Raw genomic sequence first — 23,926 nt, 5'->3', positions numbered from 1 at the left:
TTTCTTCCCGAAATTAAAGGTAAAAAAATAGCGGCAATCGCCGCTATTTTTTTACCTTACAAATTGATTATTTGTAACGATCAACCATTTTCTCTAAAGAAATTGGACGAATTTTATCTGCATTACCTGATGTACCAAATGAATTATAACGATCCACACAGATTTGCTTCATTGCTTCAACTGTTTCACCAAAGAATTTACGCGGGTCAAATTCACTTGGTTTTTCAGCCATCATACGACGCATTGCGCCAGTAGAAGCCAAACGTAAATCGGTATCAATATTAATCTTACGTACACCGTGCTTAATCGCTTCTACCAGCTGATCTACAGGCACACCATAAGTTTCTTTAATATCGCCACCATACTGGTTAATCACAGCTAACCACTCTTGTGGTACAGAGCTTGAACCATGCATTACAAGATGCGTATTTGGTAACGCAGCATGAATTTCTTTAATGCGGTCAATAGCCAAAATATCGCCTGTAGGTGGACGTGTAAACTTGTACGCACCGTGCGAAGTACCGACAGCAATCGCCAAAGCATCAACATTGGTATCCGCAACAAACTGAGTTGCTTCTTCAACTGAAGTTAACAGCTGAGAGTGGTCAAGTACGCCTTCTGCGCCCACACCATCTTCTTCACCCGCCATACCAGTTTCAAGGCTACCTAAGCAACCAATCTCACCTTCAACTGAAACGCCACAAGCATGTGCCATCGCTACAACACGACGAGTTACATCAACATTGTAATCATAGGTTGTAGGCGTTTTACCGTCCGCACCCAATGAACCATCCATCATCACTGAGCTAAAACCCAATTGGATTGAACGTTGGCAAACATCAGGACTTGTACCATGATCTTGATGCATTACCACTGGAATATGTGGCCACTCTTCAATCGCAGCTAAAATAAGATGACGTAAGAATGGTGCACCCGCATATTTACGCGCACCAGCCGAAGCTTGCACGATAACAGGTGAATTCGTTGCATCTGCAGCGAGCATGATTGCGCGCATTTGTTCTAAGTTGTTTACGTTAAACGCTGGTACGCCGTAGTTATGTTCTGCAGCGTGATCCAAGAGCTGGCGCATTGAAATTAGAGCCATAATATCCTCCCAGGTAATGCGCCATATTCTACATGCTGATCTATTTCAATTCAGCAAATAATCACAGTAATTATAAAAAAATCTTTAATCTTTTGTGTAATTTGAGTTGTTATTCTGACTAAATAATCAAAAAGGCCAAATCACAGTCTGATTTGGCCTTTTTCTTAAAAGATATTGCGCTTAAATACATCCAATAAAATGGATCAAGACTTAGCAATAACCCTCTAAACGCGTTAATGGTAATTTTTTACCAATCGCTTTTTCAATTTCTGGCAAATAGAATGCATCATCCTCCGACAGGAAACTGATACTGACACCCTGAGCGCCAGCACGCCCTGTACGTCCAATACGATGCACATAATCATCAGACTGTTCAGGCAAAGTAAAGTTAATCACATGCGAAACACCGTCCACATGAATACCACGACCAGCAACATCAGTTGCAATCATAATATTGTTCTTACCCTGTTTGAATTGATCTAGCATCTTTAAACGCTTATCTTGTGCAATTTCACCAGATAACATACCAACTTTATAACCATCACGTTTCAAATGGTCATACAAACGGCGTACCTGATCTCGACGATTTGCAAAGATCATGACTTTATCAATTGGCTCTTCACGCAAAATATCTTGCAATAACTTGTATTTATCTTGTTTAGCAACCACATAAACACGTTGTTCAACATCATTATTGGTTTTTTGCTCAGGTTCAATTTCTACCGTTACAGGCTCGAACAACCATTGACGTGCAAGATTTAAAACATCATAGCTAAACGTCGCAGAGAACATCAAAGTTTGACGTTGTTCTTTAAATGGCGAAAAGCGAACAATTCGTTTAACCGATGGAATAAAGCCCATATCCAACAAACGATCTGCTTCATCAATCACCAGAAATTCAATTTTATCCAACCAAACTTCTTTTTGCTCCACAAAATCGATCAAACGGCCTGGTGTTGCAACAATGATATCAACAAAGTTGCGATCCAACATTTTCTTTTGTTTTTCAAAATCTACGCCGCCCAATAAGGTTACTAGATGTAGGTTTGAAAACTTGGTTAATGCTTGCGCATCACTTTCAATCTGTAATGCTAACTCGCGTGTCGGCGCTAAAATTAACGCACGTGGCTCACCACGGAATCGTTGCTCTTGAACTGGATTATTGAGTAGATCATTGATCACACTAACCAAAAAGGCAGCTGTTTTTCCTGTGCCTGTTTGTGCTCGACCAATAGCATCATGCCCTGCTAATGTATATTTTAAAACCTTTTGCTGAATTGGGGTCATTTGTGTAAAACCCAAAGCATCAATCGCTTTCTTCAACTGCGGATGTAAATTTAAGGTTTCAAAACCAGATGTCATATATGCTCTCGAACCATCAACGACCAAAAGAAAGTCATTATTATAAACCATAAAAAATAAAAACGCCCCAATAAGATTGGGGCGTTTTTTATTGCGTTAAGGCAACAAATTAGTCTAAAGGCTGAACGTTTTCAGCCTGGAAACCTTTTTGTCCTTGAACAACACTGAATTCTACGCGTTGGCCGTCACGTAAAGAACGGTGGCCATCACCCATAATTGCGCGGAAATGAACAAATACGTCATCACCACCATTACGCTGAATAAAACCAAAGCCTTTAGTGTCGTTAAACCACTTTACTACGCCTTGTTCACGAGCTGTCATAAGTCAATCCTCAGATATTGAAAGATAAGGACCTTCCGGTGTTGCAAACAGCAGAGCCAACAAGGTTTTAAAATATTTATAATTTTAAAGCTTGTAATCATTCTGTAAAACTATCAACAATTTCCGGTTACATCCATTTGTTATAGAGTTTAAAACAATTAATTTGCATTAAACAACTTTCTAAAACGCATCGAGCTTATCATGGGTTTATCACAATTAATAGAATTATTTTTAGTTATTTCCGATGTTTCTATCTGTTTTTTTCAATAATTTAGCTGTTTTTTTAATGAAATTTTTCTCTCAAAAATTACGCAAAAATTTGTTAAGATAATTTTGAATGAAGTGATTTAATCGTATATGACCAACACATCCAACACACCCATCATTATTGATGCTTTAGGGCAACCTTGCCCAATGCCACTATTGATGTTGAAGCGCGCCTTAAAGAAAGCCAACGGCATACAACAATATCTATTGAAATCTTCTGATCCACATAGTGAAATTGATGTAACACGATATTGCCAAATTCAGCAACTTCAATGTTTAACTCAGAAAATTTCAGATCGTGAATTTCACTATTTAATTGAATCTACGTGATTCTTTGCTAAACTCTAGCTAAAGATAAACTAGATAACTTTACATTTTTATACTCAAATTTCCTTAGTGATGAAGAACATTCGCATTAAGATGAAATTGTTGACTTAAATACCATCCTATAAGGAGACTCCATGACTACTGACAGCAGCAATCAATTGATGCCCCTGTCATTGTCTGCGCCAGGCGTAAACCTTGGTGCATATATCAGTACTGTCAATCAAATTCCAATTCTAACGGCCGAGCAGGAAAAAGAACTTGCTGAGCGTTATTATTATGACCAAGATCTTGATGCTGCCAAACTATTGGTAATGTCACACCTACGCTTTGTTGTCCATATTGCACGTAGTTATGCAGGTTACGGATTGCCACAAGGCGATCTCATTCAAGAAGGTAACCTTGGATTAATGAAAGCGGTCAAACGCTTCGATCCAAATATGGGGGTTCGCTTAGTTTCTTTTGCAGTGCACTGGATTAAAGCCGAAATCCATGAATATGTGATTCGTAACTGGCGTATTGTCAAAATCGCAACGACCAAGGCACAACGTAAATTATTCTTTAACTTACGTAGTCTTAAAAAATCAAGCAAACGACTCACTTTGGAAGAAGCGAAATCAATTGCCAATGATTTGAATGTCACACCAGAGCAAGTGCTCGAAATGGAAGGTCGCTTAACCGCTTATGATGCTGCTTTTGAAGCTCAAGGCGATGATGATGACGATACACCACATACAGCACCTGCACTGTATCTCGAGGATAATCGTTACGATCCTGCTCGATTAGTTGAAGAAGAAGACTACGAAGAACAAAGCACCACTGCCTTACATGAGGCAATGGATCAGCTTGATGATCGTTCACGGAATATTTTACAACGTCGCTGGTTAGATGATGACAAATCAACTTTGCATGAACTGGCTGCAGAATATAATGTTTCCGCAGAACGTATTCGCCAGCTTGAAAAGAATGCAATGGAAAAAATCAAAACCGCCATGTCAGCAAGCTAAAATCGAATCAAACACAAGGGCTTTAATGCCCTTTTGTTTTATCTGGCTTTGTTTAAGCACCCGAATATGTTAACTTTGTTCATCAAATTTCCAGTTCCATTATCATTATGTGGATAGCTATCTCGGCGCTTAACCTCGCGCTTGCAGTTATGTTGGGTGCTTTTGGTGCTCATGGACTCAAATCTTTTGCAACCCCAGAACAACTTACTTGGTGGGGTACAGCAACTCAATACTTTTTCTATCATGCGATTGGATTGCTTATCTTAGGCGTCCTGCATAAAACTACAGCAACATTTCCAATAAAAATTCCTTTTATTTTGATCCAAATTGGTATCATCTTTTTCTGCGGTTCGTTGTACATTATGGCGCTCGGCCTACCTCGCATTTTAGGTGCGATTACACCGATTGGCGGTGCGTTTATGATAGCGGGCTGGCTGTTACTCGCATGGCAAGCAATCAAGCATGCGAAATAAGGATTGATCATGCACATCTATTTAAATGGCGAGTCAACAGACACGTCTTGTGAAAACCTACAGCAATTGATTCAGAATTTAGCCTTAGAAGGCAAACGCTTTGCTGTAGAGAAGAACCAACAGATTATTCCGAAAAGTAGACTTGAGCAAACGACGATTGCTCCTGAAGATCGTATTGAAATTATTCAAGCTGTTGGTGGCGGCTAATCGGCTAAAAATGGAGTAAGCCCATGCAAGATTCCCCTTTAATTATTGGTTCACGTACTTTCCAATCTCGTTTATTGGTCGGAACGGGTAAGTATAAAGATCTCAATGAAACTGATTTAGCCATTCAAGCCAGTGGCGCTGAAATTGTCACAGTTGCAATTCGTCGTGTAAACATTGGTCAGCATGCCGATCAGCCGAATTTGCTTTCAGTGATTCCACCAGAAAAATACACGATTCTGCCGAATACAGCAGGTTGTTTTGATGCAGATAGCGCGATTCGTACCTGTATGCTGGCACGAGAACTGCTTGATGGTCACAATCTGGTGAAGTTAGAAGTGCTCGGTGATGAAAAAACTTTATACCCAAATGTGACTGCAACACTTAAAGCTGCGCAGACCTTGATTGATGATGGCTTTGAAATCATGGTCTATACCTCGGATGACCCAATTGTTGCTCAAGAACTTGAAAGTATGGGCTGTGTTGCGATCATGCCTTTGGGTAGTTTGATTGGTTCTGGCCTTGGTATTTTGAATCCACATACCATTTCAATCATCAAAGAGAACGCTAAGGTTCCTGTGTTGGTGGATGCAGGTGTGGGTACCGCCAGTGACGCTGCCATTGCAATGGAACTCGGTTGTGACGGCGTATTAATGAATACAGCAATTGCTGCTGCACAAAATCCAATTTTAATGGCTTCTGCCATGAAAAAAGCGGTTGAAGCAGGTCGTGAAGCATTTTTAGCGGGTCGTATGCCGCGTAAGCGTATGGCCAATGCCAGCTCGCCTGAGACAGGTTATTTCTTTAAGTAAGAAAAGAAAAAGCAAAGGGAGCTATTTGCTCCCTTTTTTAATCGCCAAAACACTCATTTCTTTCTAGCATTTTAATGTTATCTGCAATGAGCTTTTTATATCATTCACAATATATTTTGGTGCAAGGATAAACAAAAGCATTTCAGCCCAATAAGGCTCACTCTTAGCATACACTTCCATCGATAATTTTTTCATTAATTGGCAATAATCATGATAAGCAATGCGATGAGTTTTATAGTTCACAGGACCATCAAACAAATTAAAAATCGTATTAAGTTCATATTGAGTTATATCAGCATTCCTTCCGACCGGCTGAGGATAAAATTCCTTTAATGTTGAATATTTAAACAACAACCAGTTTAAAGAATAAATGACTCTGGAATCATAAACTGCATAAGCCTGATCATCCATAAATGATGCGACTTTTGATAAAGAAGAGATCACTGAAAAAGTAGTTCTTGTTAAAGCACCTTTTGTAAGTTCACTTTCAAATTTAAGCAATAACAGGTCATTTTTAGGATTTTGCTTAAAAGAACGTATACCTCCCCACTCTTGAATCAACCAGTACCGACCAGCTAAATCATCTGAATTCAATAAAGAATTGAAATTATGTTTTAAATAAATATTTTGCTCAAATACGGAGGCAAGATGTACAGGGATTGGTAATGGATTACTTTCTGGCAACTCCCATATAAAATATTTTTCTAACGGATGCTGTTTCGCTAGCTCTTTCAATGTTTGAATTAGCTGATCCATGATTCTCTCAATTCTAAATGTTTAATATTCGATTTAAATTTTGCTTCGCCCTTGGCTCCAAACTCTGTTGAAAATGTTCCGTTTGATACAGCGGTTCTGTCTGATAAAAATGCGCTAGAACTTGTTTTCTTTTAATCGAATAAACATTTGGATCTACCCAAGCATACTCCTGCTGAATCTGCTGCTCATACTCCGCAAAACGCTCTGGCAAAGCCGCTAGAATCGCTAAGTCAATATCCAGTAAAAACTGCAAATCCAACTCATTCGTCGACTCGTGCTTTTGCGTGGCAATAACCCACTGCTTTATCTTCTGAACAATATCAATTGATAAATCTTGAGCCAAATACTGCTCGAATAGCTCGGCACTTTTTAGCTCATTATCTTTTGCTTGTGGATCATAAACCGCATCATGAAACCAAAGTGCTAACTCAACTGCATGTGCATCAATTAAATCAGCTCGAATCGAGTCAACTAGAACTAGACATTCATACAAATGTTGCAGCGTATGATAAGCCCGCTGCTTTTCACTGTAGGCAGCAATCAACTTATTAAAAACTTTCTGCGGTTCAGAAAAATGATAATGCTGATGCAGCTCAAACCATGATTTTTCTAATGAAGTTAAATATTGCGGCATTGCTCATCCTCATTGGATTTCTTTATTCAGCCACTTTGCCAATGATTCAGCATCTTTACGCTCTAGAAAAAGCTGATACAAGGTACAGGAACCAAACTCATGTTTTAGTTCCTGTTGGCGCATAGGATGATTACCAAATCGGAATCGTCGAGTACCGTCTCGATCAAGCGGCAATGCATACACCCCGTAACTTCGAGGTTCGGTCAGGTGTCCTTTGACACAAACTTGATCAGACGATATCGCGTGTTTTAATAAATGTTCTTTGGTTAACATCCCACCCTGCCTAAGGCAAACCTAAGCTGCGTGCTGTTCATCTCGCTTAAAGACCAATTCTTTATTCGATGAACTTTCAGCATCAAAGTAATACCCTTCACTATCAAATGCTTTTAATTGTTCTACTTGGCTTAATTTATTCTCAATCAAGTATCTTGCCATCAGACCACGCGCTTTTTTCGCATAGAAACTGATGACTTTATATTTTCCGTTCTTTTGATCCAAGAATACAGGCTTGATAATTTCTGCCTGAATTTTCTTTTCATTCACAGATTTATAATATTCGTCAGAGGCCAAATTTACCAACACTTTTGCATCAATTTCAGCTAAATCTTGGTTAATTTGATCGGTGATAATACTGCCCCAGAATTCATATAGATTATGACCACGTGTATTTTTTAATTTAGTGCCCATTTCCAAACGGTACGGCATCATTAAATCTAATGGACGTAATAAACCATAAAGACCAGACAGCATACGTAAATGCTGTTGGGCAAAATCAATATCTTGATCTTTTAGATGATAAGCATCTAAACCGGTATACACATCTCCCTTAAACGCAAATAAGGCCTGACGTGCATTGGAAAAATCAAAATCTGCATTCCAGTCATGGAAACGTTCTACATTTAAATTGGCAATTTTCTCGCTCACGGTCATCAACGATGCAATTTCTGTCGCAGAAAGCTTGCGACAAACATCAATCAATTGCTGTGATTGCGCCAACAAACGTGGTTGAGTATGTGTATCTGTAGGAAGTGCTGTGGTGTAATCGAGTGTTTTAGCAGGAGAAATTAAAGCAAGCATAATCAATCAAAATAAATTTATCTTGGTGAAACTATAACAGTTGATAATTTTTAATGCCAATTCGTGTTCTCGTTCAGTTTTATCGGTAAAATAGTGGATTCTTCCATTATCCATTGCATATCTTATGTCTGAGCAATTATTCATCCAAGGTCCTGTTGGTCAAATCGAAATGTTTGTTGATCAGCCCCAAGGTGAAATCACAGGTTTTGCTGTCGTCTGCCACCCACATCCTTTGCAAGGTGGTACACCGCATCATAAAGTCCCTGTTTTACTGGCTCAGATTTTTAATGAGATGGGGTGCGTGGTGTATCGTCCTAGCTTCCGTGGTTTAGCTGGCAGTGAAGGTACTCACGACCAAGGGCATGGCGAAACTGATGATATTATGGCCGTGATTGAATATGCCCGTGCAAAACATGCAGGACTTACCTTCTATGCAGGCGGTTTCAGTTTTGGTTCTCATGTTCTCGCAAAATGCCAAGCACAACTCAGCGATGAATTACGTCCTAAGCAATTGGTATTATGTGGCTTACCTACAGGTTCGGTGGTGGATTTACGCCACTACACAACTCCTGCAATTGACGGCGATATCTTATTTGTACATGGTGAGCAGGATGATATTACCCTGCTCTCAGATATGATCGCGTGGGCAAAGCCACAAAAACATCCGATCACGATTTTGCCAGGCGCCAATCATTTCTTTACTGGTTATCTAAAACAGTTACGCCAAGTGATTGCTCGCTTTTTAAAACTATAGACTTAACAACAAATTACTAAGAAAAATATACGTGTTTTGAATCCAATGTCTGTTATATCAATATAGATGTACAGACATCAGGTTCTTCAATAATGAAATTAAATAAAAAACAGGGACTTTTTTTAAAGCAAACCATTGAGCAATGGCAACAGCAAGGTACGATTACGCCTGATGTGGCCAATGAGCTAAATCAAAGTTTTTCGATTCGACCTTTTGATTGGGAGCGACTGGCAAAATATTCATTCTGGATTTCCATGATTTGTGCCGTGATTGCGGTTGCTGCTATTACTGCAGATAAGTTCTTGATGGAACTGATCGAAAAACTCTTTATTGACTCTAAAATCATCCCTTGTTTAATTTTTGCTGCAGTTGCTGCAGCTTTTTATGGCTTTGCCTATCGTCGACGCAAGACCAAACCCTTACATCAATTTAGCAATGAAGCGATTATTTTTGCAGGCGTATTGTCTACCGCAGCATCCGTCGCCTATTTTGGCCAAGCGATTGATACAGGCAGTGGGCATTTTTCTTTGTTATTCCTGCTGTCTACAATTATTTATACCGCACTTGCCTTCTGGTTCCCCTCTAAACTGATTTGGGTGTTCTCCCTACTTTCGCTCGGTTCATGGTTTGGGACGGAAACAGGCTATATGTCAGGTTGGGGTGCCTATTATCTGGGGATGAACTTCCCCCTACGCTTTGTCTTGTTTGGCGGTGTATTGATTGGCTTAAGTCTGCTGTTTAAACGCTATGTGCATTTTAAGGAATTTGCCCATTCAACCTATGTCATGGGCCTGCTGTATCTATTTATTGCCCTATGGATTCTCTCAATCTTTGGCAATTATGGTGACTTAGGGAGTTGGTATAGCGTCAAGCAATATGAGCTGTTGCATTGGGGCGTGCTATTCGCGTTTATTGCCATCATCGCAATTGTCTATGGTTTAAAACACGATGATGCCACCTCACGCGGTTTTGGTATCACCTTCTTATTTATTAACCTCTACACCAAGTATTTTGAGTTCTTTTGGAATGGCATGCACAAAGCCATTTTCTTTATCTTGCTCGCGGCATCTTTCTGGTGGATTGGCCGACATGCTGAAAAACTCTGGAACTTAGAGTTTCTACCCAGCCAATCTCAAATAAAGAAAGATCATTCAGCTGAATGATTACTGAAAGTCACTCCAACTCAAGCCAAACCGAGCCAAATACTTTTTGACTCGGTCGCTGTCATTGGTGGTGTTACGTTGCTGGCGTGAAGCAGCAAATAGCTGACGTCCAGCATCCGCCATCGACTTGGCATGTTCACAGACTTGCAGGACGCCACGCAGTTGAATCTGATCAAACTCATCGATCTCGCTCAACTGGGTTTGATCTAAATATTTGAGGAGAATATCGATATCTTTAGATTGGTTTTCTGAGGTTTGAATCGACCACAGTTGCTTTAAACGCTGAATCTCTTTTTCCACCGTTTCTGAACGGATCAACTCACTACTGGATAATGTCGCCAGCCGTGTCACACTAGCAGTCAAATCACGAAAATTTCCCTGCCATGATGCTTCCTTCGACTTGGCAAATTTCAAATACACATCAAGTGCATCACGTTGAAAACGTAATTGTCGCTGGTGATTTGCCGCAAAGCGTTGCAACTCGAACTCGATATTGGGGGCAATATCTTCGATTCGATCTTTAAGATTGGGTAAAAAGAAAGTCCATGTATTCAATCGTGCCCACAAATCCTCACGGAAACGCCCTGCTTGCACTTCGGTTCTTAAATCTTTATTTGTCCCTGCAATCAGTTGAAAATCGGCCTGAACCTCTTTGTCACTTCCGACAGGAAAAAAGGATTTATCTTCAAGTGCCTTAAGTAACATCGCTTGCTCATCCAGCCCAAGCTCACCAATTTCATCCAAAAACAGAATCCCCTGATCAGCACTTTTTAATAAACCGGTTCGCGAAGCCGCCGCCCCTGTAAAAGCCCCTTTGATATGCCCAAACAAACTCGACATGGCACTATCACCACGGAGTGTCGCGCAGTTCACATCAATAAAACGCCCACTTAGATGAAACTTGTCTTTCTTTAATTGAAAAATTTGTTTGGCTAAATGCGATTTACCTACACCTGTCGCCCCCATAATCAAAATCGGTGCGCTAGAACGAGTAGCAACTAGTTCAACTTCGGCGATCAGCTGATTAAATTCATGGTTATAAGTTGAAATATTGGCTTTAAGTTGTTGCCAGTTTTGTTGCTGCTCATCTTCAAAACGCTGCTTGAGAACATCGTAGCGAGATAAATCCAGATCAATAATGCGATATTCACCTTCTGGCGTTTTCTGTTGATTTGGCGCACTTTGAATCAGTTTGGCAGGTAAATAATTGGTATTGACCAGTAAATACCAGCAGATTTGAGCAACGTGTGTGCCTGTAGTGATATGCAAAAGATAGTTATTTTTTTCAGTATCAAAGGGATAACTTTTCACAAAGTCATATAGCGCACCATAAACCTCAGCAAAATCCCAAGGATCACGGATAGTCACTCGCTGACCCGACACTGTAGTCAATGGCGACACATCCTGAGCATCTTCAGCAATAAATTTGACTAGATTATGATGTTGTCGATCATGTAATAGTACCAATTCATCTACTATCAGATCTTCATGCATCAAAAGACTGAGGGTTGGACGCCAACGCTGCCAACGATCAGGACGCTTTCCCTGATCTAAAGTAGAGCCCACGAAGCCAATTACGACGGTTTTCTTTGCATTCAGCATAATTTCTATAATATTTTATATATGTCTATCATATACAATACGCAATTCAATGAAAAATTCCAACAATATGCTTCATTTTACTTTTTTAGGCACATCTTCAGGTGTACCCACGCTCACACGCAACGTTTCTGCCCTAGCAATCCGCAACAGCAAAAATAAAGACTGGATATTGGTTGATGCAGGTGAAGGTACACAGCATCGCATTCAACAGGCCAAACTCTCATTACAAAGCTTAGTTACCATCTGTATTACCCATGTACATGGTGATCATTGTTATGGATTGGTCGGCTTATTGGCCAGTGCCGGTATGAATGCGCGTACTGCACCTTTAACCATTATTGCTCCAAAAGAAATTCAACAATGGATTGAAGCCACAGCACAGCTAACCGATCTGCATTTGCCCTACTCGCTTAATTTTATTGATGTGAATGAAGCCACTCAAATACAACAAATAACAGATGAACTTTCGATTCAAGCCCATCCACTCAGTCATCGCGCACCCAGTTTTGCGTTTAGTATTATTGCGCAATACACCCAAAAGAAATTAGATACCCAGGCTTTAATTCAACTCGGCGTACCAAAAGGTAAAGTTTGGGGCGATTTACAGCAAGGCTTAGACGTCCAGTTTAATGAGCAAACCTTAAAAGCGGTTGATTTTACTCAAATCCAAACGCAACGTGTTCATGCGATTGTTGGTGGAGATAATGATCGTCCTGAGTTATTGGCACAAGCTTGCCAAGATGCCCAGCTCTTGATTCATGAAAGTACCTACACTCAAGCCATTTTAGATAAAGTAGGTTTAGGCCCTATGCATAGTTCAGCAAAGATGGTTGCAGAATTTGCTCAACAACAAAGTCTAAGCAACCTGATCTTGACGCACTTTAGCCCGCGGCATCAAGACAGCGTTGGACAGCAAGCCATCGCTGAAGAAGTCCGACAGTTCTATCAAGGCAACTTCTACTTGGCTCATGATTTTGATCAATTTAGCTTAGACGAGATAGGTCGGCTTTCAAAAATCGATAAATCCTAATAGATCACCTAATATATGATCTATCAATAAAATCCAAGGATAGATAATTTATCTAAAAAGATATTTAAATATCTTTTTAGATATACAAATATCAAAAAACCCACCTACATACATGCTTAAGAAAAATATTTAAAAATTTATTTTTATTAGTTATCAATATTTTAAAATAATTTATAGTTGATTTTTAAAAAGTTGGCACAGCTACTGCAATAGTATAAGCACACAATATCATTGGGATCTTGTGAATATCACCTGCCTGCAAACGCTTGGCAGGCAGGCTTTGAAAGGAAAATGAAAATGTCTGTCGTTGAACAAATCAACCAACAAGCTCAATTTGAAAAAAAACAGCAACAACGTGCTTATCAGGTTCTACAAAATGAAAAAAGTATGCCTGTAAAAATGTGGACCAATGGCGTACTTGTTGATGACAACTCAAAACAGCAATTATTACAAACAGCACAAATGCCCTTTATTTATAAATGGATGGCAGTGATGCCAGATGTTCACTTTGGTTTAGGCGCAACGATCGGAAGTGTGATTCCAACCAAAGGTGCGATTATCCCTGCTGCCGTAGGTGTGGATATCGGATGTGGAATGATGGCAACTCGTACCAGCTTAACCGCATCAGATTTACCTGATAATCTATATGCTTTACGTACTGAACTTGAACGTTTAATTCCACATGGAATGACCAAACGTGGACGAGATAAAGGTTCTTGGGAAACACCACCTGAAATGGTAGATCAAGCTTGGGCAGATTTAGTTGCTGATTTTGATTTCATCTGTGCAAAGCACCCTCGTCTAAAAAACACCAACAACCGAAAACAGCTAGGAACACTAGGTACAGGAAATCACTTTGTCGAAGTCTGTTTGGATGAACATGATCATGTTTGGATTATGTTGCACTCAGGTTCTCGCGGTGTCGGTAATGCCATCGGTAATCATTTTATCGAACTGGCGCGAAAAGATATGCAAAAACACTTTATTAACTTACCCAACAAAGATTTAGCTTATTTAGTTGAAGGAACAGAACATTTTGATGATTACTGGTTTGCGGTAGGTTGGGCACAACGCTTTGCCATGAAAAATCGTGAAATCATGATGCAGTCTGCGATTAAAGCGTTAGCATCGATTATTCCAAAACCGTTCCAAGCACGATTAGAAGCCGTGAACTGCCACCATAATTACGTGGAAAAGGAAGAACATTACGGCGAAGAAGTGATGGTCACCCGTAAAGGTGCTGTACGTGCACGTTTGGGGGAATATGGAATTATCCCAGGTTCAATGGGTGCCAAGTCCTTTATTGTTCGTGGGCTTGGAAATCAAGAATCGTTCTGTTCATGTTCGCATGGCGCAGGCCGCGTAATGAGCCGTGCTGAAGCAAAACGACGCTTTACTGTAGAAGATCAGATTGCGCAGACTGAAGGTGTCGAATGCCGTAAAGATGCTGCTGTAATTGATGAAATTCCATCGGCCTATAAACCGATTGAAGATGTCATGAAAGCTCAAAGCGATTTGGTTGAAGTGGTTTATACATTAAGACAAGTGGTATGTGTTAAGGGTTAAATATGATCCATGAGGTTGAGGAAAATAAAATGACTACTCTAACTGATTTAAAAAATTTAATTACAGAGGCTTATCAACTATTTTCCTCATATTTAATGGGGGATCAATTTGAGGTTTGTCATGGTACTTGCTGCTTACAAACAGCTGATGGTGAATTATTAAAACGTCTACCAGTGGCACAGCTTAATTGCCGATTGATTTATGAATATCTTGATGCTGCTGAAAGTATAGATAAATTTGCATTAGCACAACAAATTAAACATTTGCTACCTAAAATATTGGAATTACTGATTCAAGGCGAAAACCTTCGTCATAGCACAGAAATTATTTTAAACAAATGTTATTTTAATTTAGAGAACGCTTGGAAAACGAAAGAAATCCAATTTATGCAGAAATTTGCTTTGGCTTTCTTCCAATATAAAGCAATATATTTCGATGAAAATTATAGCTTAGATGAATACATTACTATGTTTCATCTAGCAGGCTTAGATATTCAACCATTACTTGATGAGTGGGTTCTTTTATTAACTCACCATTCAGCATTAATCAATTTAGCAAATATGCTCAATTATTGGTTCTACAATGGTATCTACAACAATAGTTTTGCAGATCATAAGCTAAAACAAATCATGTATGTTTGGATTAAAAATTCAGGGCATCAAAATATCATATTAGATCAATTTCTATATGCACTTGAACAGAATAGTTTAACTCCACAGCAAATAGAAACAATCAATTCCGCCTCTTATCATCTTTATTAAAGAGAAATGAAAATAAAGGTAAATTCAAATGAAACTCGCAGAAGCACTTTTACTTCGAAGCGATCAACAAAAAAAGCTCGCTTCATTAAAACAACGGATCAATGCCAATGTATTGGTACAAGATGGCGATGAACCAAGCGAAGATCCAAATGAACTGATCAAACAGGTATTTGCTTTAACCCAAGAAAGCAATCAACTGATTTGTCGTATTCATTTGACCAATGCGCAAGCCAAGTTGGAGGATGGCAAAATTCTGCTGTCCCTATTAAGCTTACGCGATAGTTATGCTGAACAACATAAGATTCTCGTTGATGCGATTGCCAACACCCATCGTGAACCGGATCGTTATAGCTCACGTGAGATTAAATGGCAAAAAGTTATCCCTGTTTCTAGTTTGCAAAAACAAGCCGATGATATCAGCGCGAAACTACGTGATTTAAATATTAAAATTCAGGCTGCCAATTGGCAGATTGATTTAGTCGAATAGACAATAGATTTTGTGAATTTAATTCACAATTACAGTTTGAACATACTGGGCGAGTACAAGATCCTGCGTTACTCCGATCTGAGGGATTGAAAATAATTCAGGCGGCTATGGCAGCATGTGAGCCGTGCATCAATCTTCACTGATTAGGCTCAGCACCATGTACCTAGCAAACCTTTGCCAAAAGCAAAGTCACGCGTTACTTCGCATTACCATGTACTGACAGTATGTTCATTAAATTAGAAAATAAGGAAAATAGACGTGAATAAAGCTTTGGCAAATATGCCAGCAACCATCCAGATTGATGGTTCACAAGGTGAAGGTGGTGGGCAAATTTTAAGAACGGCCCTTGCCCTTTCAATGATTACCGGTCAGGCATTCGAATTAATAAACATTCGTGCTGGGCGGAAAAAACCAGGTTTAATGCGTCAGCATTTGGTCTGTGTACAGGCATCTCAACACATCAGCCAAGCCTATGTGGAAGGTGCTGAGCTCCATAGCCAGCGTTTGTACTTCGCACCACAGCATGTACAAAGTGGAAAATACCAATTCCAGATTGGTTCGGCAGGAAGCACGACACTGGTTTTACAAACCCTGTTACCTGCTTTGTTATTGCAAAATGAAGCCAGTGATCTCACGATTTCTGGGGGTACTCATAATCCACTTGCACCAACGGCAGATTTTATCGAGCATTGCTTTTTACCAACATTAGAAAAACTTGGAATAGAGGTCGAGTTTAAGTTAAACAAAGCAGGCTTCTTCCCGATTGGTGCTGGTGAAATTCAAATCAAGATTCAGCCTTGGCAACATCGAAACAAGCTAAATTTATTAGATCGTGGTACTTTGCAAAGCACTGAGGCTTTTGCAGCAGTATTAAACCTTTCCGAAGAAGCACAAATTGCACAGCGGGAATTGGCAACTTTAAATAAAAGACTAAAACTGGATACACAGCAGCAGTTCCATTTAAGTGGGATCAGTCAGGGCAATACGATGTATGTCAAAGTTGAGCATAAAAATCACGTTCAGCTATTCACGGCTTTAGGTGAAATGCGGAAAAGTGCAGAACAGATTGCCAATCATTTGGCTGAACAAGTGAAGCAATATATTGTTTCTCGAGCTACGGTGGATGAATATTTAGCGGATCAGTTGTTATTGCCTTTGGCATTAGGTCAAGGCGGTGAATTTACGGCACAATGTATTAGCGAACATACCCGTACACAGGCAGCTATGATTGAAAAATTTATTGATTGTGAGATTGAATTTATCGAGTTGGATAAAATGCTATTTCAGGTCACTGTTAAAGTAAAAGAAGCCCATTCATGAGCTTCTTTTTTTGAAAATTTATTTAACAGACTCTAACGCTGTCACCAACAACTTCCAGCATTTCTCTACGGTGTCTACTTTGACTCTTTCACCCGGTGCATGTGCGCCCTGAATATCAGGGCCAAACGATACCATCTGTAAATCAGGATAATGCTCCGCAATAATGCCGCATTCCAAGCCCGCATGAATCACTTTCAAGTTTGGCTCGATCTTAAATGCAGATTGATAAGCTTGTTGTAAGCATTTCAATGCAGCCGAATCTGGATTCGGTGTCCAACCTGATACCAACGGTGTTAATTCAGATTGAATCTGGAAATTGGCAAAGTGCTGTTGAATGTTCTGAGCAAAGCTTACCGCCTCTTGGTTCACCATTGAACGAACCATAATTAAGGTTTTGCCTTCCTCTTTAGTCAATTTGACCACACCGATATTATTTGAAGTCTCAACCACATCAGCTAAAGCACGACTCCACTGTGCAATACCATATGGACATGTCGCCAATGCCAGTAACCAAGCTTGTTGCTGCCGTAATGTAATAACTTCACTGATCTGATTGGAATTTTGCTGTACGGTGATTTGCAGTTGATCATCAATGCCTTGTAGTTTTTGTTGCCACTCAGCTTGTGTTGCCGAAACTGCTTTTTCTAGACCAGCCAATTTTTCAGTTTCAATGGCAATGGTTGCGGCAGCCTCACGCGGGATGGCATTACGTGCCGTTCCACCGACAAATTCAAACAGTCGACCATTTGATTGTGCCAAATAATCATTGAGGAAATTGGCTAGAATGACATTAGCATTACCACGACCCAAATGAATATCAACCCCTGAATGGCCGCCTTTTAAACCTGATACTAACAAATCAACATAAATCAAATTTGCAGGTGCTGGTTCATATTCAGGTGATTGCTGTACTTCCAGATCAATACTGCCTGCGCAGCCAAGATACAGCTCGCCCCATTCTTCGGTATCAATATTAAATAACCACTGTCCAGTTAACACGCCTGATTCAAGCAAACGAGCGCCACTCATTCCTGCTTCTTCATCAATGGTTAGCAGAACTTCAATCGGCCCATGTGCGATATCACTGGATTCTAATACCGCCAGTGCCAGCGCAACTCCAATACCATTGTCTGCACCTAGTGTGGTATTTTCAGCAATTAACCAGCCATCTTTTAATACAGGTTGAATGGGATCTTTAAAAAAGTCATGTTGCGTACCACGATTTGCCTGAGTCACCATGTCTAAGTGTCCCTGCAAAATCACTCCTGCAACTTGCTCCTTACCTGCTGTAGCAGCTTTTCTAATAATTAAATTACCAATGTCATCGACATAGGTTTCCAAATTGCGCTGTTCAGCCCAATCTTTTAAATGTTGTCTGAGTTGTTGTTCATGCTTGGATGGTCGAGGAATCGTACATAAGGTCTCAAAATGTTGCCAAACTGCTTGGGGTGATAATTTAGAAAAATCGACCTGTATCATGCACCTATACTCTCAAATAAAGCGTTTAAATAAATATACACCATACACCCAAACGGTCATGATGTTAAATCACTTCAATTAAGATTTAATGCGCAAAATTGACTTAGCTTTTCCAGACAAATTGGGAAAAACTATGTTCCGCTTTTAAGCTATTTTCGACAGCCTGAGCCAATTGGCGGATAATACTTTGTGTCTCAATACGCTCAAACCAAGCTTGTTCTTGCTGTGGATTGGCTGAGATTTCACAGAGAATATGTCCTTCGGTATCTTGCTGCGAACATAGAATTGAAAGCGGTAATTGATGATTGTCGATGCGCACTTCAATCTTTTCATGCTCATGACGAATATGTTGTGCATCAAAACCATATTGTTCTAATTGTTTATACAGCAATGCAGCCACGTACTCTTGCGTGATATAGCATTCATTCGGTGGATGATCAACCACCCCATGTTTTGGGCAATCTGCTATAAATTGCAACGTTTTCATGCTATTCCCTCTATTTTTATGTTTTTAACTCTGGATCGCAGAGTAAATCCGACGCGAACGGTAAGAATTATTATATATACAATTGTCTTTAATAGATTAGCTGATTGTCTTAGTTCTATTGCTAAATTGATAAATTTAGACCCGATTAGATATGTACATCTACAAACTCAGCATTTTTATTATTTAAGCGTTTTCGCCTTATGTTTAGCCAATTGTTTTTATGAATATGCTTATAAAAAAAGCAGTATTTAACTTAATTAATCAAGCTAAACACTGCCTTTTCAAATCAACTTATGGATTCACAACCTGTAAATCCAAACCTGCTGTATTTGCAAGTTCGGTAAAGGTTGGGAAACTAGTTGCCACAGTTTCTGTACCATGAATGGTGATGTTACCTGAAGTACGTAAACCAGCCATACTGAAACTCATGGCAATACGATGGTCATGATGTGATTCAATTTCACCGCCAGTGAAAATGGCTGCCCAGTCACCAGACTTACCCTTACCTTCAATGATGATGCCATCGTCGGTTGGGGTACAGTCAATGCCCATGGTTTTTAAACCATCTGCCATCACTTGGATACGGTCAGATTCTTTAACACGCAGCTCAGCCGCTCCTGTCAGAACCGTTTGACCTTCGGCACATGCAGCAGCAATGAATAATGCTGGGAATTCATCAATGGCTAATGGCACTTGGTCTTCTGGCATATGAATGCCTTTCAGTGTTCTAGAACCTTTGATATGAATATCTGCAATTGGCTCACCACCTGCAATACGTTCATTTTCTACAGTTAGATCAGCACCCATTTGCTTAAGAATTTCGATCACACCTGTACGCGTTGGATTGATCCCAACTGCTTCGAGGACCACATCTGCACCCTCAGTAATTGCAGCACCGACCATAAAGAACGCAGCAGATGAAATATCAGAAGGCACTTGAATATCGGTACCGACTAATTTACCACCACCCACAAGCGAGATTTTATTGCCTTCGGTTTTCACATCATAACCAAAAGCACGCAACATACGTTCAGTATGATCACGGGTTGGTTCTGGTTCAGTCACTGAAGTTACACCCGCAGCCCACAAACCCGCCAATAAAATGCCTGATTTCACCTGGGCAGACGCCATTGGTAAATCGTATTGAATCCCTTTAAGGGCTTGGCTACCTGTAATGCTGACTGGAGGTGTGCCTTTCTCGCCTGTGGTTTGGATTTGAGCACCCATTTCACGAAGTGGTTTCGCAATACGTTCCATTGGACGTTTAGACAATGACGCATCACCCGTCATCACTGAATCAAATTTTTGCGCAGACAACATGCCTGACAGCAAACGCATACTGGTGCCAGAGTTACCCATATACAAAGCGCTTGCTGGCGCTTTTAAACCTTGCATGCCCACACCATGAATAGTGACTTCACCGTTCTTCGGTCCTTCGATGCTCACACCCATATCACGGAAAGCCTGTAAAGTTGCGAGTGCATCTTCACCTTCCAAGAAACCTGTTACATGTGTTGTGCCTTCTGCAATCGCCCCAAACATGATTGAGCGATGTGACACAGATTTGTCACCCGGTACGGTGAATTTACCTGTAAATGTTTTCTTTCCCGGTAAAATGGTAAATTGCTGTGTCACCTTGTTTTTCTCCATCAAAGGTTTTTTGGCCAACATATGGTTGAAGTGCTGACGTGCTGCTTGAGCATGCCCGAGCAGCCCCATCAACGCGTGTGAATCTTCCTGTTCAATCAATTTCTTTAAAACGGACAATTGCTGTTCAAAGCCATCAACAGCATTTAAAATTGCGGTTTTATTGGCAAAGAAAATATCATGCCACATCTGTGGATCACTGGCAGCAATACGCGAGAAGTCACGAAAACCTCCTGCAGCATAGCGGAAAATATCTAAATTATCTTCACGATTTGCCAGTTGCTCGACCAGATTGAATGCCATCAAATGCGGTAAATGACTGGTATGTGCCAACACTTCATCGTGTTTAGTAACATCCATGCAAATCACTTCTGCTTTTGCTGCAGACCAAAGCTGAATCAATTTTTCAACCGCCCAATCAGCACTGGTCGGAAGTGGTGTCAAAATCACTTTATGATTGACAAATAAATCAACTTTACCAGCATGCACCCCTGTATGCTCTGCACCTGCAATCGGATGGCCTGGTACAAAACCGACAGGTAAATCTTCACCAAATACAGCTTTAGCGGCTTCAACCACATTACCTTTGGTACTACCGACATCAGTAATAATGACATTGTCTGCAAGATAAGGCTTGATCTGTTCCAGCACTTTTTGTGTCGCGCGCACAGGTAACGCTAAAACAATTAAATCTGCATCCTGAACTGCATCTTCTGGTGTTGCATAACCGTGTTGAATAAGACCGAGTGCCCTAGCATCTTCTAATGTTTTTTTTGAGCGTGTTGAAGCCACAATTTGAGATGCAAGTTGTTCTGCCACAATCACACGGGCAAGACTCGACCCAATCAGTCCAAGCCCAATAAATGCAACTTTCTTAAATAATGGTTGAGACATAAAACATATTTGCCTAATAAGACGACATTGATATGGATAGATACCGAAGTCATCTATCCATTCGATAAAACAGGATTATAAAACAGCGATTGGATACGAACCGAGTACGCGTAACTCTTTCACCATTGGACGGATTTCTTCCAATGCCGCTGCAACATTTTCCTGACCAATATGTCCTTCTAAATCAATAAAGAACACATAAGCCCATTTTTCAGGCAATGCAGGACGTGTTTCAATACTGGTTAAGCTAATTTGATGCTTGGCAAATGGCGCAAGAATTTCCAATAAAGCACCCGCACGATCATGCGCAGAGATCAATAAAGAGGTTTTATCATTACCACTTTGTGGAATCTTCTCACGACCAATCACAAGGAAACGCGTGGTATTTTCTGGGTTATCTTCAATATTGCTATGTAAAATCTCAAGGTTGTACATGCTTGCCGCAATATCAGATGCTATCGCAGCTGAATGCCATTCGTTACGAATACGGCGTGCCGCTTCTGCATTTGAGTTTAGCGCGACACGCTCTACTCCAGGATAATGTGCATCTAACCACTTACGGCATTGTGCCAAAGTTTGCTGATGTGCATAAATCTGCTTAATACTATCTTTACGGGTGTTTTCAGACACAAGGAATTGGTGATGAATACGAAGTTCAACCTCACCAATCACATTGACTGTCGATGATTTAAAGCAATCCAGTGTATGGTTGACGATACCTTCAGATGAGTTTTCCACTGGAACCACACCATAATGTGCACTACTCGCTTCAACTTCACGGAACACTTCGTCAATGGTTGGCAATGGACGTACAACAGCATCTTTACCAAAATGCTTTAGCACAGCCGAATGGGTATAAGTCCCTTCTGGTCCGAGGAATGCAATGCTTTGTGGTGCTTCAAGTGCCAAACATGCAGACATGATTTCACGGAACAAACGTGCCATAGTTGCATCAGACAAAGGCCCCTGATTACGTTCCATGACTTTACGTAGCACTTGTGCTTCACGTTCTGGGCGATAAAACAGAGGATTCTCTTCAGATGCAAATTTCGCTTTTGCTACAGCTTCTGCAAGCGTCGCACGGCGGTTGAGTAACTCTTGGATTTGTTGATCAACACTATCAATATCGTTACGAATTTGTTCTAAATTAAGTGAATTCGATGTGTTTTGTCCATCGTTTACCATTGAATGCAGCCTCAGCAAAATCATCTATAAGAATGGATTACAATTCATCTGTGAATTGATTATCCGAGCTAGTATAACAACACTTTAAGCTATTAAACACGCTGAGTTTTAACTCTTTTTATTACCAAACTTTATTGATAATGATTTTCATTATATATTGCTAGCAAAATTTCAATGCTTGCGAATAAATTATGTTTAAACCACTTGGTATTTTGACTTTTTCTCTGCTCATGGCAACACCATTGGCTTTTGCTCAACCGACGACCTCTAGTTCAAATAAAGCACCTCTTAAATCACAAACCAATATTCAACAAAGCTTTGTATTGGCATCCAAATATACAAAACATGATTATTTGATTCAGATCTCTGTTCCTGCTGGTGAAGTCCCAAGTGAAGGTTTTCCAGTTCTGTATGTATTGGATGGCAATGCCGCATTTGATAGCGCTGCCAATATCGCTAAATCAGTGGGTGGTGGTGCAAATCGTTTAGGTTTGAGACCAGTTGCCATTGTTGCAATCGGCTACCCACAGCAAAACAGTTTTGATGTAGAAAAGCGTGCTTTAGACTACACCCCAAAAGCATCGACTGAATTTCAAAAACAAGCCAAATACACTTATGGTGGCGCAGACCAATTCATTCAATTTATAGAAAAAGAACTAAAGCCTGCGATTCAGACCAAAATTAAAGTTAATCCACAGCAACAGAGTTTATTTGGACATTCCTTTGGTGGACTATTTGTTTTACACACTTTCTTTAGCCAACCGCAAATGTTTCAACGTTATATTGCGGCCAGCCCTTCACTCTGGTTTGATAATTATGCGTTGCTCAATCGGCAGGCAGATTGGTTAAAGAATCAAAATAAAACTCAAGATATCATGCTGATGACCACAGTGGGTACACACGAACATGGTCGAAGTCCAACACCAGACGCTGAATCTTTGCAGAAGCAGAATAACTTCTATCAAAACTTTAATCAGCAACGTTCAAAGCATTTCTTGTTCTGGAATTATCGACATCCTGCTGAACAGCATTTGACTAATATGTATGCCAGCTTACCGAAAGCGATTATGTTGGCAGGTTGCCAACCTCAAAGTTGCTCAAATCTATTTGATGAATCGACACAACAAAGTGCTGAATAAACACAGCTGAATTTAAGCGGACGATTCGCTCCGCTTAAATTTGAACATTTCAATAGAATAGATTGGTTA

25 protein-coding genes are annotated in these 23,926 nt (G+C 40.1%); 13 read left to right on the top strand and 12 right to left on the bottom strand.

Features of this window, described 5'->3' with window-relative positions; genetic code table 11:
* Positions 1 to 67 precede the first annotated feature (67 nt).
* The 3 genes from fba to A7P54_RS04815 form a co-directional block, all read right to left on the bottom strand.
* Positions 68 to 1,105, bottom strand: coding sequence for a class II fructose-bisphosphate aldolase (gene fba, locus A7P54_RS04825; RefSeq protein ID WP_004653891.1), 1,038 nt, complete (start codon positions 1,103 to 1,105; stop codon positions 68 to 70).
* A 210-nt stretch (positions 1,106 to 1,315) separates the two neighbouring features.
* Positions 1,316 to 2,467 carry an ATP-dependent RNA helicase RhlB gene (gene rhlB / locus A7P54_RS04820; protein ID WP_004806597.1) on the bottom strand — a complete coding sequence of 384 codons (1,152 nt, stop codon included), beginning with the start codon at positions 2,465 to 2,467 and terminating at the stop codon, positions 1,316 to 1,318.
* A 109-nt stretch (positions 2,468 to 2,576) separates the two neighbouring features.
* Positions 2,577 to 2,789, bottom strand: coding sequence for a cold-shock protein (locus A7P54_RS04815; protein ID WP_004653893.1), 213 nt, complete (start codon positions 2,787 to 2,789; stop codon positions 2,577 to 2,579).
* A gap of 357 nt (positions 2,790 to 3,146) precedes the next feature.
* On the opposite strand from A7P54_RS04815, the gene A7P54_RS04810 reads away from it, so the two are divergent.
* The 5 genes from A7P54_RS04810 (at position 3,147) to A7P54_RS04790 (ending at position 5,876) form a co-directional block, all read left to right on the top strand.
* Complete coding sequence (locus tag A7P54_RS04810; RefSeq protein WP_004806594.1) at positions 3,147 to 3,386, top strand: sulfurtransferase TusA family protein; 240 nt, start codon at positions 3,147 to 3,149, stop codon at positions 3,384 to 3,386.
* A 131-nt stretch (positions 3,387 to 3,517) separates the two neighbouring features.
* Positions 3,518 to 4,387 carry an RNA polymerase sigma factor RpoH gene (gene rpoH / locus A7P54_RS04805; RefSeq protein WP_004653896.1) on the top strand — a complete coding sequence of 290 codons (870 nt, stop codon included), beginning with the start codon at positions 3,518 to 3,520 and terminating at the stop codon, positions 4,385 to 4,387.
* A 107-nt stretch (positions 4,388 to 4,494) separates the two neighbouring features.
* On the top strand, positions 4,495 to 4,860 hold the full coding sequence (locus A7P54_RS04800; RefSeq protein ID WP_004806592.1) for a DUF423 domain-containing protein: 366 nt from the start codon (positions 4,495 to 4,497) through the stop codon (positions 4,858 to 4,860).
* Between the two features lie 9 nt (positions 4,861 to 4,869).
* Positions 4,870 to 5,067 carry a sulfur carrier protein ThiS gene (gene thiS, locus A7P54_RS04795; protein WP_005204241.1) on the top strand — a complete coding sequence of 66 codons (198 nt, stop codon included), beginning with the start codon at positions 4,870 to 4,872 and terminating at the stop codon, positions 5,065 to 5,067.
* Positions 5,068 to 5,090: 23 nt separating this feature from the next.
* A complete protein-coding gene (locus A7P54_RS04790) occupies positions 5,091 to 5,876 on the top strand; it encodes a thiazole synthase (protein WP_004639328.1) in 786 nt (261 codons plus the stop codon).
* Between the two features lie 63 nt (positions 5,877 to 5,939).
* Here A7P54_RS04790 and A7P54_RS04785 read toward each other — a convergent pair whose 3' ends face one another.
* The 4 genes from A7P54_RS04785 to yaaA are packed head-to-tail and all read right to left on the bottom strand — an operon-like array spanning position 5,940 to position 8,343.
* The gene (locus A7P54_RS04785) at positions 5,940 to 6,632 is read right to left on the bottom strand and encodes a hypothetical protein (protein WP_171548828.1); all 693 of its coding nucleotides are present in this window, start codon (positions 6,630 to 6,632) and stop codon (positions 5,940 to 5,942) included.
* Between the two features lie 13 nt (positions 6,633 to 6,645).
* On the bottom strand, positions 6,646 to 7,266 hold the full coding sequence (locus A7P54_RS04780) for a metal-dependent hydrolase (protein WP_171548827.1): 621 nt from the start codon (positions 7,264 to 7,266) through the stop codon (positions 6,646 to 6,648).
* A gap of 9 nt (positions 7,267 to 7,275) precedes the next feature.
* On the bottom strand, positions 7,276 to 7,539 hold the full coding sequence (locus tag A7P54_RS04775; RefSeq protein ID WP_005313397.1) for a hypothetical protein: 264 nt from the start codon (positions 7,537 to 7,539) through the stop codon (positions 7,276 to 7,278).
* A 21-nt stretch (positions 7,540 to 7,560) separates the two neighbouring features.
* A complete protein-coding gene (gene yaaA / locus A7P54_RS04770; protein WP_171548826.1) occupies positions 7,561 to 8,343 on the bottom strand; it encodes a peroxide stress protein YaaA in 783 nt (260 codons plus the stop codon).
* 124 nt (positions 8,344 to 8,467) lie between these two features.
* Between yaaA and A7P54_RS04765 the strand changes: the two genes are divergently transcribed.
* The gene (locus A7P54_RS04765; protein WP_151715239.1) at positions 8,468 to 9,097 is read left to right on the top strand and encodes a hydrolase; all 630 of its coding nucleotides are present in this window, start codon (positions 8,468 to 8,470) and stop codon (positions 9,095 to 9,097) included.
* Between the two features lie 92 nt (positions 9,098 to 9,189).
* Positions 9,190 to 10,260 carry a DUF2157 domain-containing protein gene (locus A7P54_RS04760; protein WP_171548825.1) on the top strand — a complete coding sequence of 357 codons (1,071 nt, stop codon included), beginning with the start codon at positions 9,190 to 9,192 and terminating at the stop codon, positions 10,258 to 10,260.
* Here the strand turns inward: A7P54_RS04760 and rtcR are convergent, their stop codons facing one another.
* The gene (gene rtcR, locus A7P54_RS04755) at positions 10,261 to 11,862 is read right to left on the bottom strand and encodes an RNA repair transcriptional activator RtcR (RefSeq protein WP_171548824.1); all 1,602 of its coding nucleotides are present in this window, start codon (positions 11,860 to 11,862) and stop codon (positions 10,261 to 10,263) included.
* 67 nt (positions 11,863 to 11,929) lie between these two features.
* On the opposite strand from rtcR, the gene A7P54_RS04750 reads away from it, so the two are divergent.
* The 5 genes from A7P54_RS04750 to rtcA all read left to right on the top strand — a co-directional run bounded on the left by A7P54_RS04750 (position 11,930) and on the right by rtcA (position 17,026).
* Positions 11,930 to 12,892, top strand: coding sequence for a ribonuclease Z (locus tag A7P54_RS04750; protein ID WP_171549202.1), 963 nt, complete (start codon positions 11,930 to 11,932; stop codon positions 12,890 to 12,892).
* A 297-nt stretch (positions 12,893 to 13,189) separates the two neighbouring features.
* Positions 13,190 to 14,458 (top strand): RtcB family protein, encoded by a 1,269-nt coding sequence (locus tag A7P54_RS04745; protein ID WP_171548823.1) that lies wholly within the window; start codon positions 13,190 to 13,192, stop codon positions 14,456 to 14,458.
* Positions 14,459 to 14,487: 29 nt separating this feature from the next.
* Entirely contained in the window at positions 14,488 to 15,219 is a 732-nt protein-coding gene (locus tag A7P54_RS04740) for a hypothetical protein (RefSeq protein ID WP_252728591.1), read from the top strand.
* 28 nt (positions 15,220 to 15,247) lie between these two features.
* Positions 15,248 to 15,706: a DIP1984 family protein gene (locus A7P54_RS04735; RefSeq protein WP_004639341.1), complete on the top strand. Its 459-nt coding sequence runs from the start codon at positions 15,248 to 15,250 to the stop codon at positions 15,704 to 15,706.
* 258 nt (positions 15,707 to 15,964) lie between these two features.
* Complete coding sequence (gene rtcA, locus A7P54_RS04730) at positions 15,965 to 17,026, top strand: RNA 3'-terminal phosphate cyclase (protein ID WP_171548821.1); 1,062 nt, start codon at positions 15,965 to 15,967, stop codon at positions 17,024 to 17,026.
* Positions 17,027 to 17,044: 18 nt separating this feature from the next.
* Here the strand turns inward: rtcA and A7P54_RS04725 are convergent, their stop codons facing one another.
* From A7P54_RS04725 to pheA, 4 genes are all read right to left on the bottom strand, one after another.
* Complete coding sequence (locus tag A7P54_RS04725) at positions 17,045 to 18,505, bottom strand: aminoacyl-histidine dipeptidase (protein WP_171548820.1); 1,461 nt, start codon at positions 18,503 to 18,505, stop codon at positions 17,045 to 17,047.
* Positions 18,506 to 18,608: 103 nt separating this feature from the next.
* Positions 18,609 to 18,992 carry a hypothetical protein gene (locus A7P54_RS04720; RefSeq protein WP_004653914.1) on the bottom strand — a complete coding sequence of 128 codons (384 nt, stop codon included), beginning with the start codon at positions 18,990 to 18,992 and terminating at the stop codon, positions 18,609 to 18,611.
* Between the two features lie 291 nt (positions 18,993 to 19,283).
* On the bottom strand, positions 19,284 to 21,533 hold the full coding sequence (locus tag A7P54_RS04715; RefSeq protein WP_171548819.1) for a bifunctional prephenate dehydrogenase/3-phosphoshikimate 1-carboxyvinyltransferase: 2,250 nt from the start codon (positions 21,531 to 21,533) through the stop codon (positions 19,284 to 19,286).
* Between the two features lie 75 nt (positions 21,534 to 21,608).
* Positions 21,609 to 22,718, bottom strand: a complete 1,110-nt coding sequence (gene pheA / locus A7P54_RS04710) for a prephenate dehydratase (RefSeq protein ID WP_004653917.1) — start codon at positions 22,716 to 22,718, stop codon at positions 21,609 to 21,611.
* Positions 22,719 to 22,909: 191 nt separating this feature from the next.
* Between pheA and A7P54_RS04705 the strand changes: the two genes are divergently transcribed.
* The gene (locus A7P54_RS04705) at positions 22,910 to 23,857 is read left to right on the top strand and encodes an alpha/beta hydrolase-fold protein (protein ID WP_171548818.1); all 948 of its coding nucleotides are present in this window, start codon (positions 22,910 to 22,912) and stop codon (positions 23,855 to 23,857) included.
* Positions 23,858 to 23,926: the final 69 nt, after the last annotated feature.

This window comes from Acinetobacter sp. Ac_3412, assembly GCF_013072675.1.
Lineage (GTDB): Bacteria > Pseudomonadota > Gammaproteobacteria > Pseudomonadales > Moraxellaceae > Acinetobacter > Acinetobacter higginsii.
The sequence above is the reverse complement of the archived record's forward strand: the minus strand, read 5'-3'. Positions and strand labels throughout refer to the sequence as shown.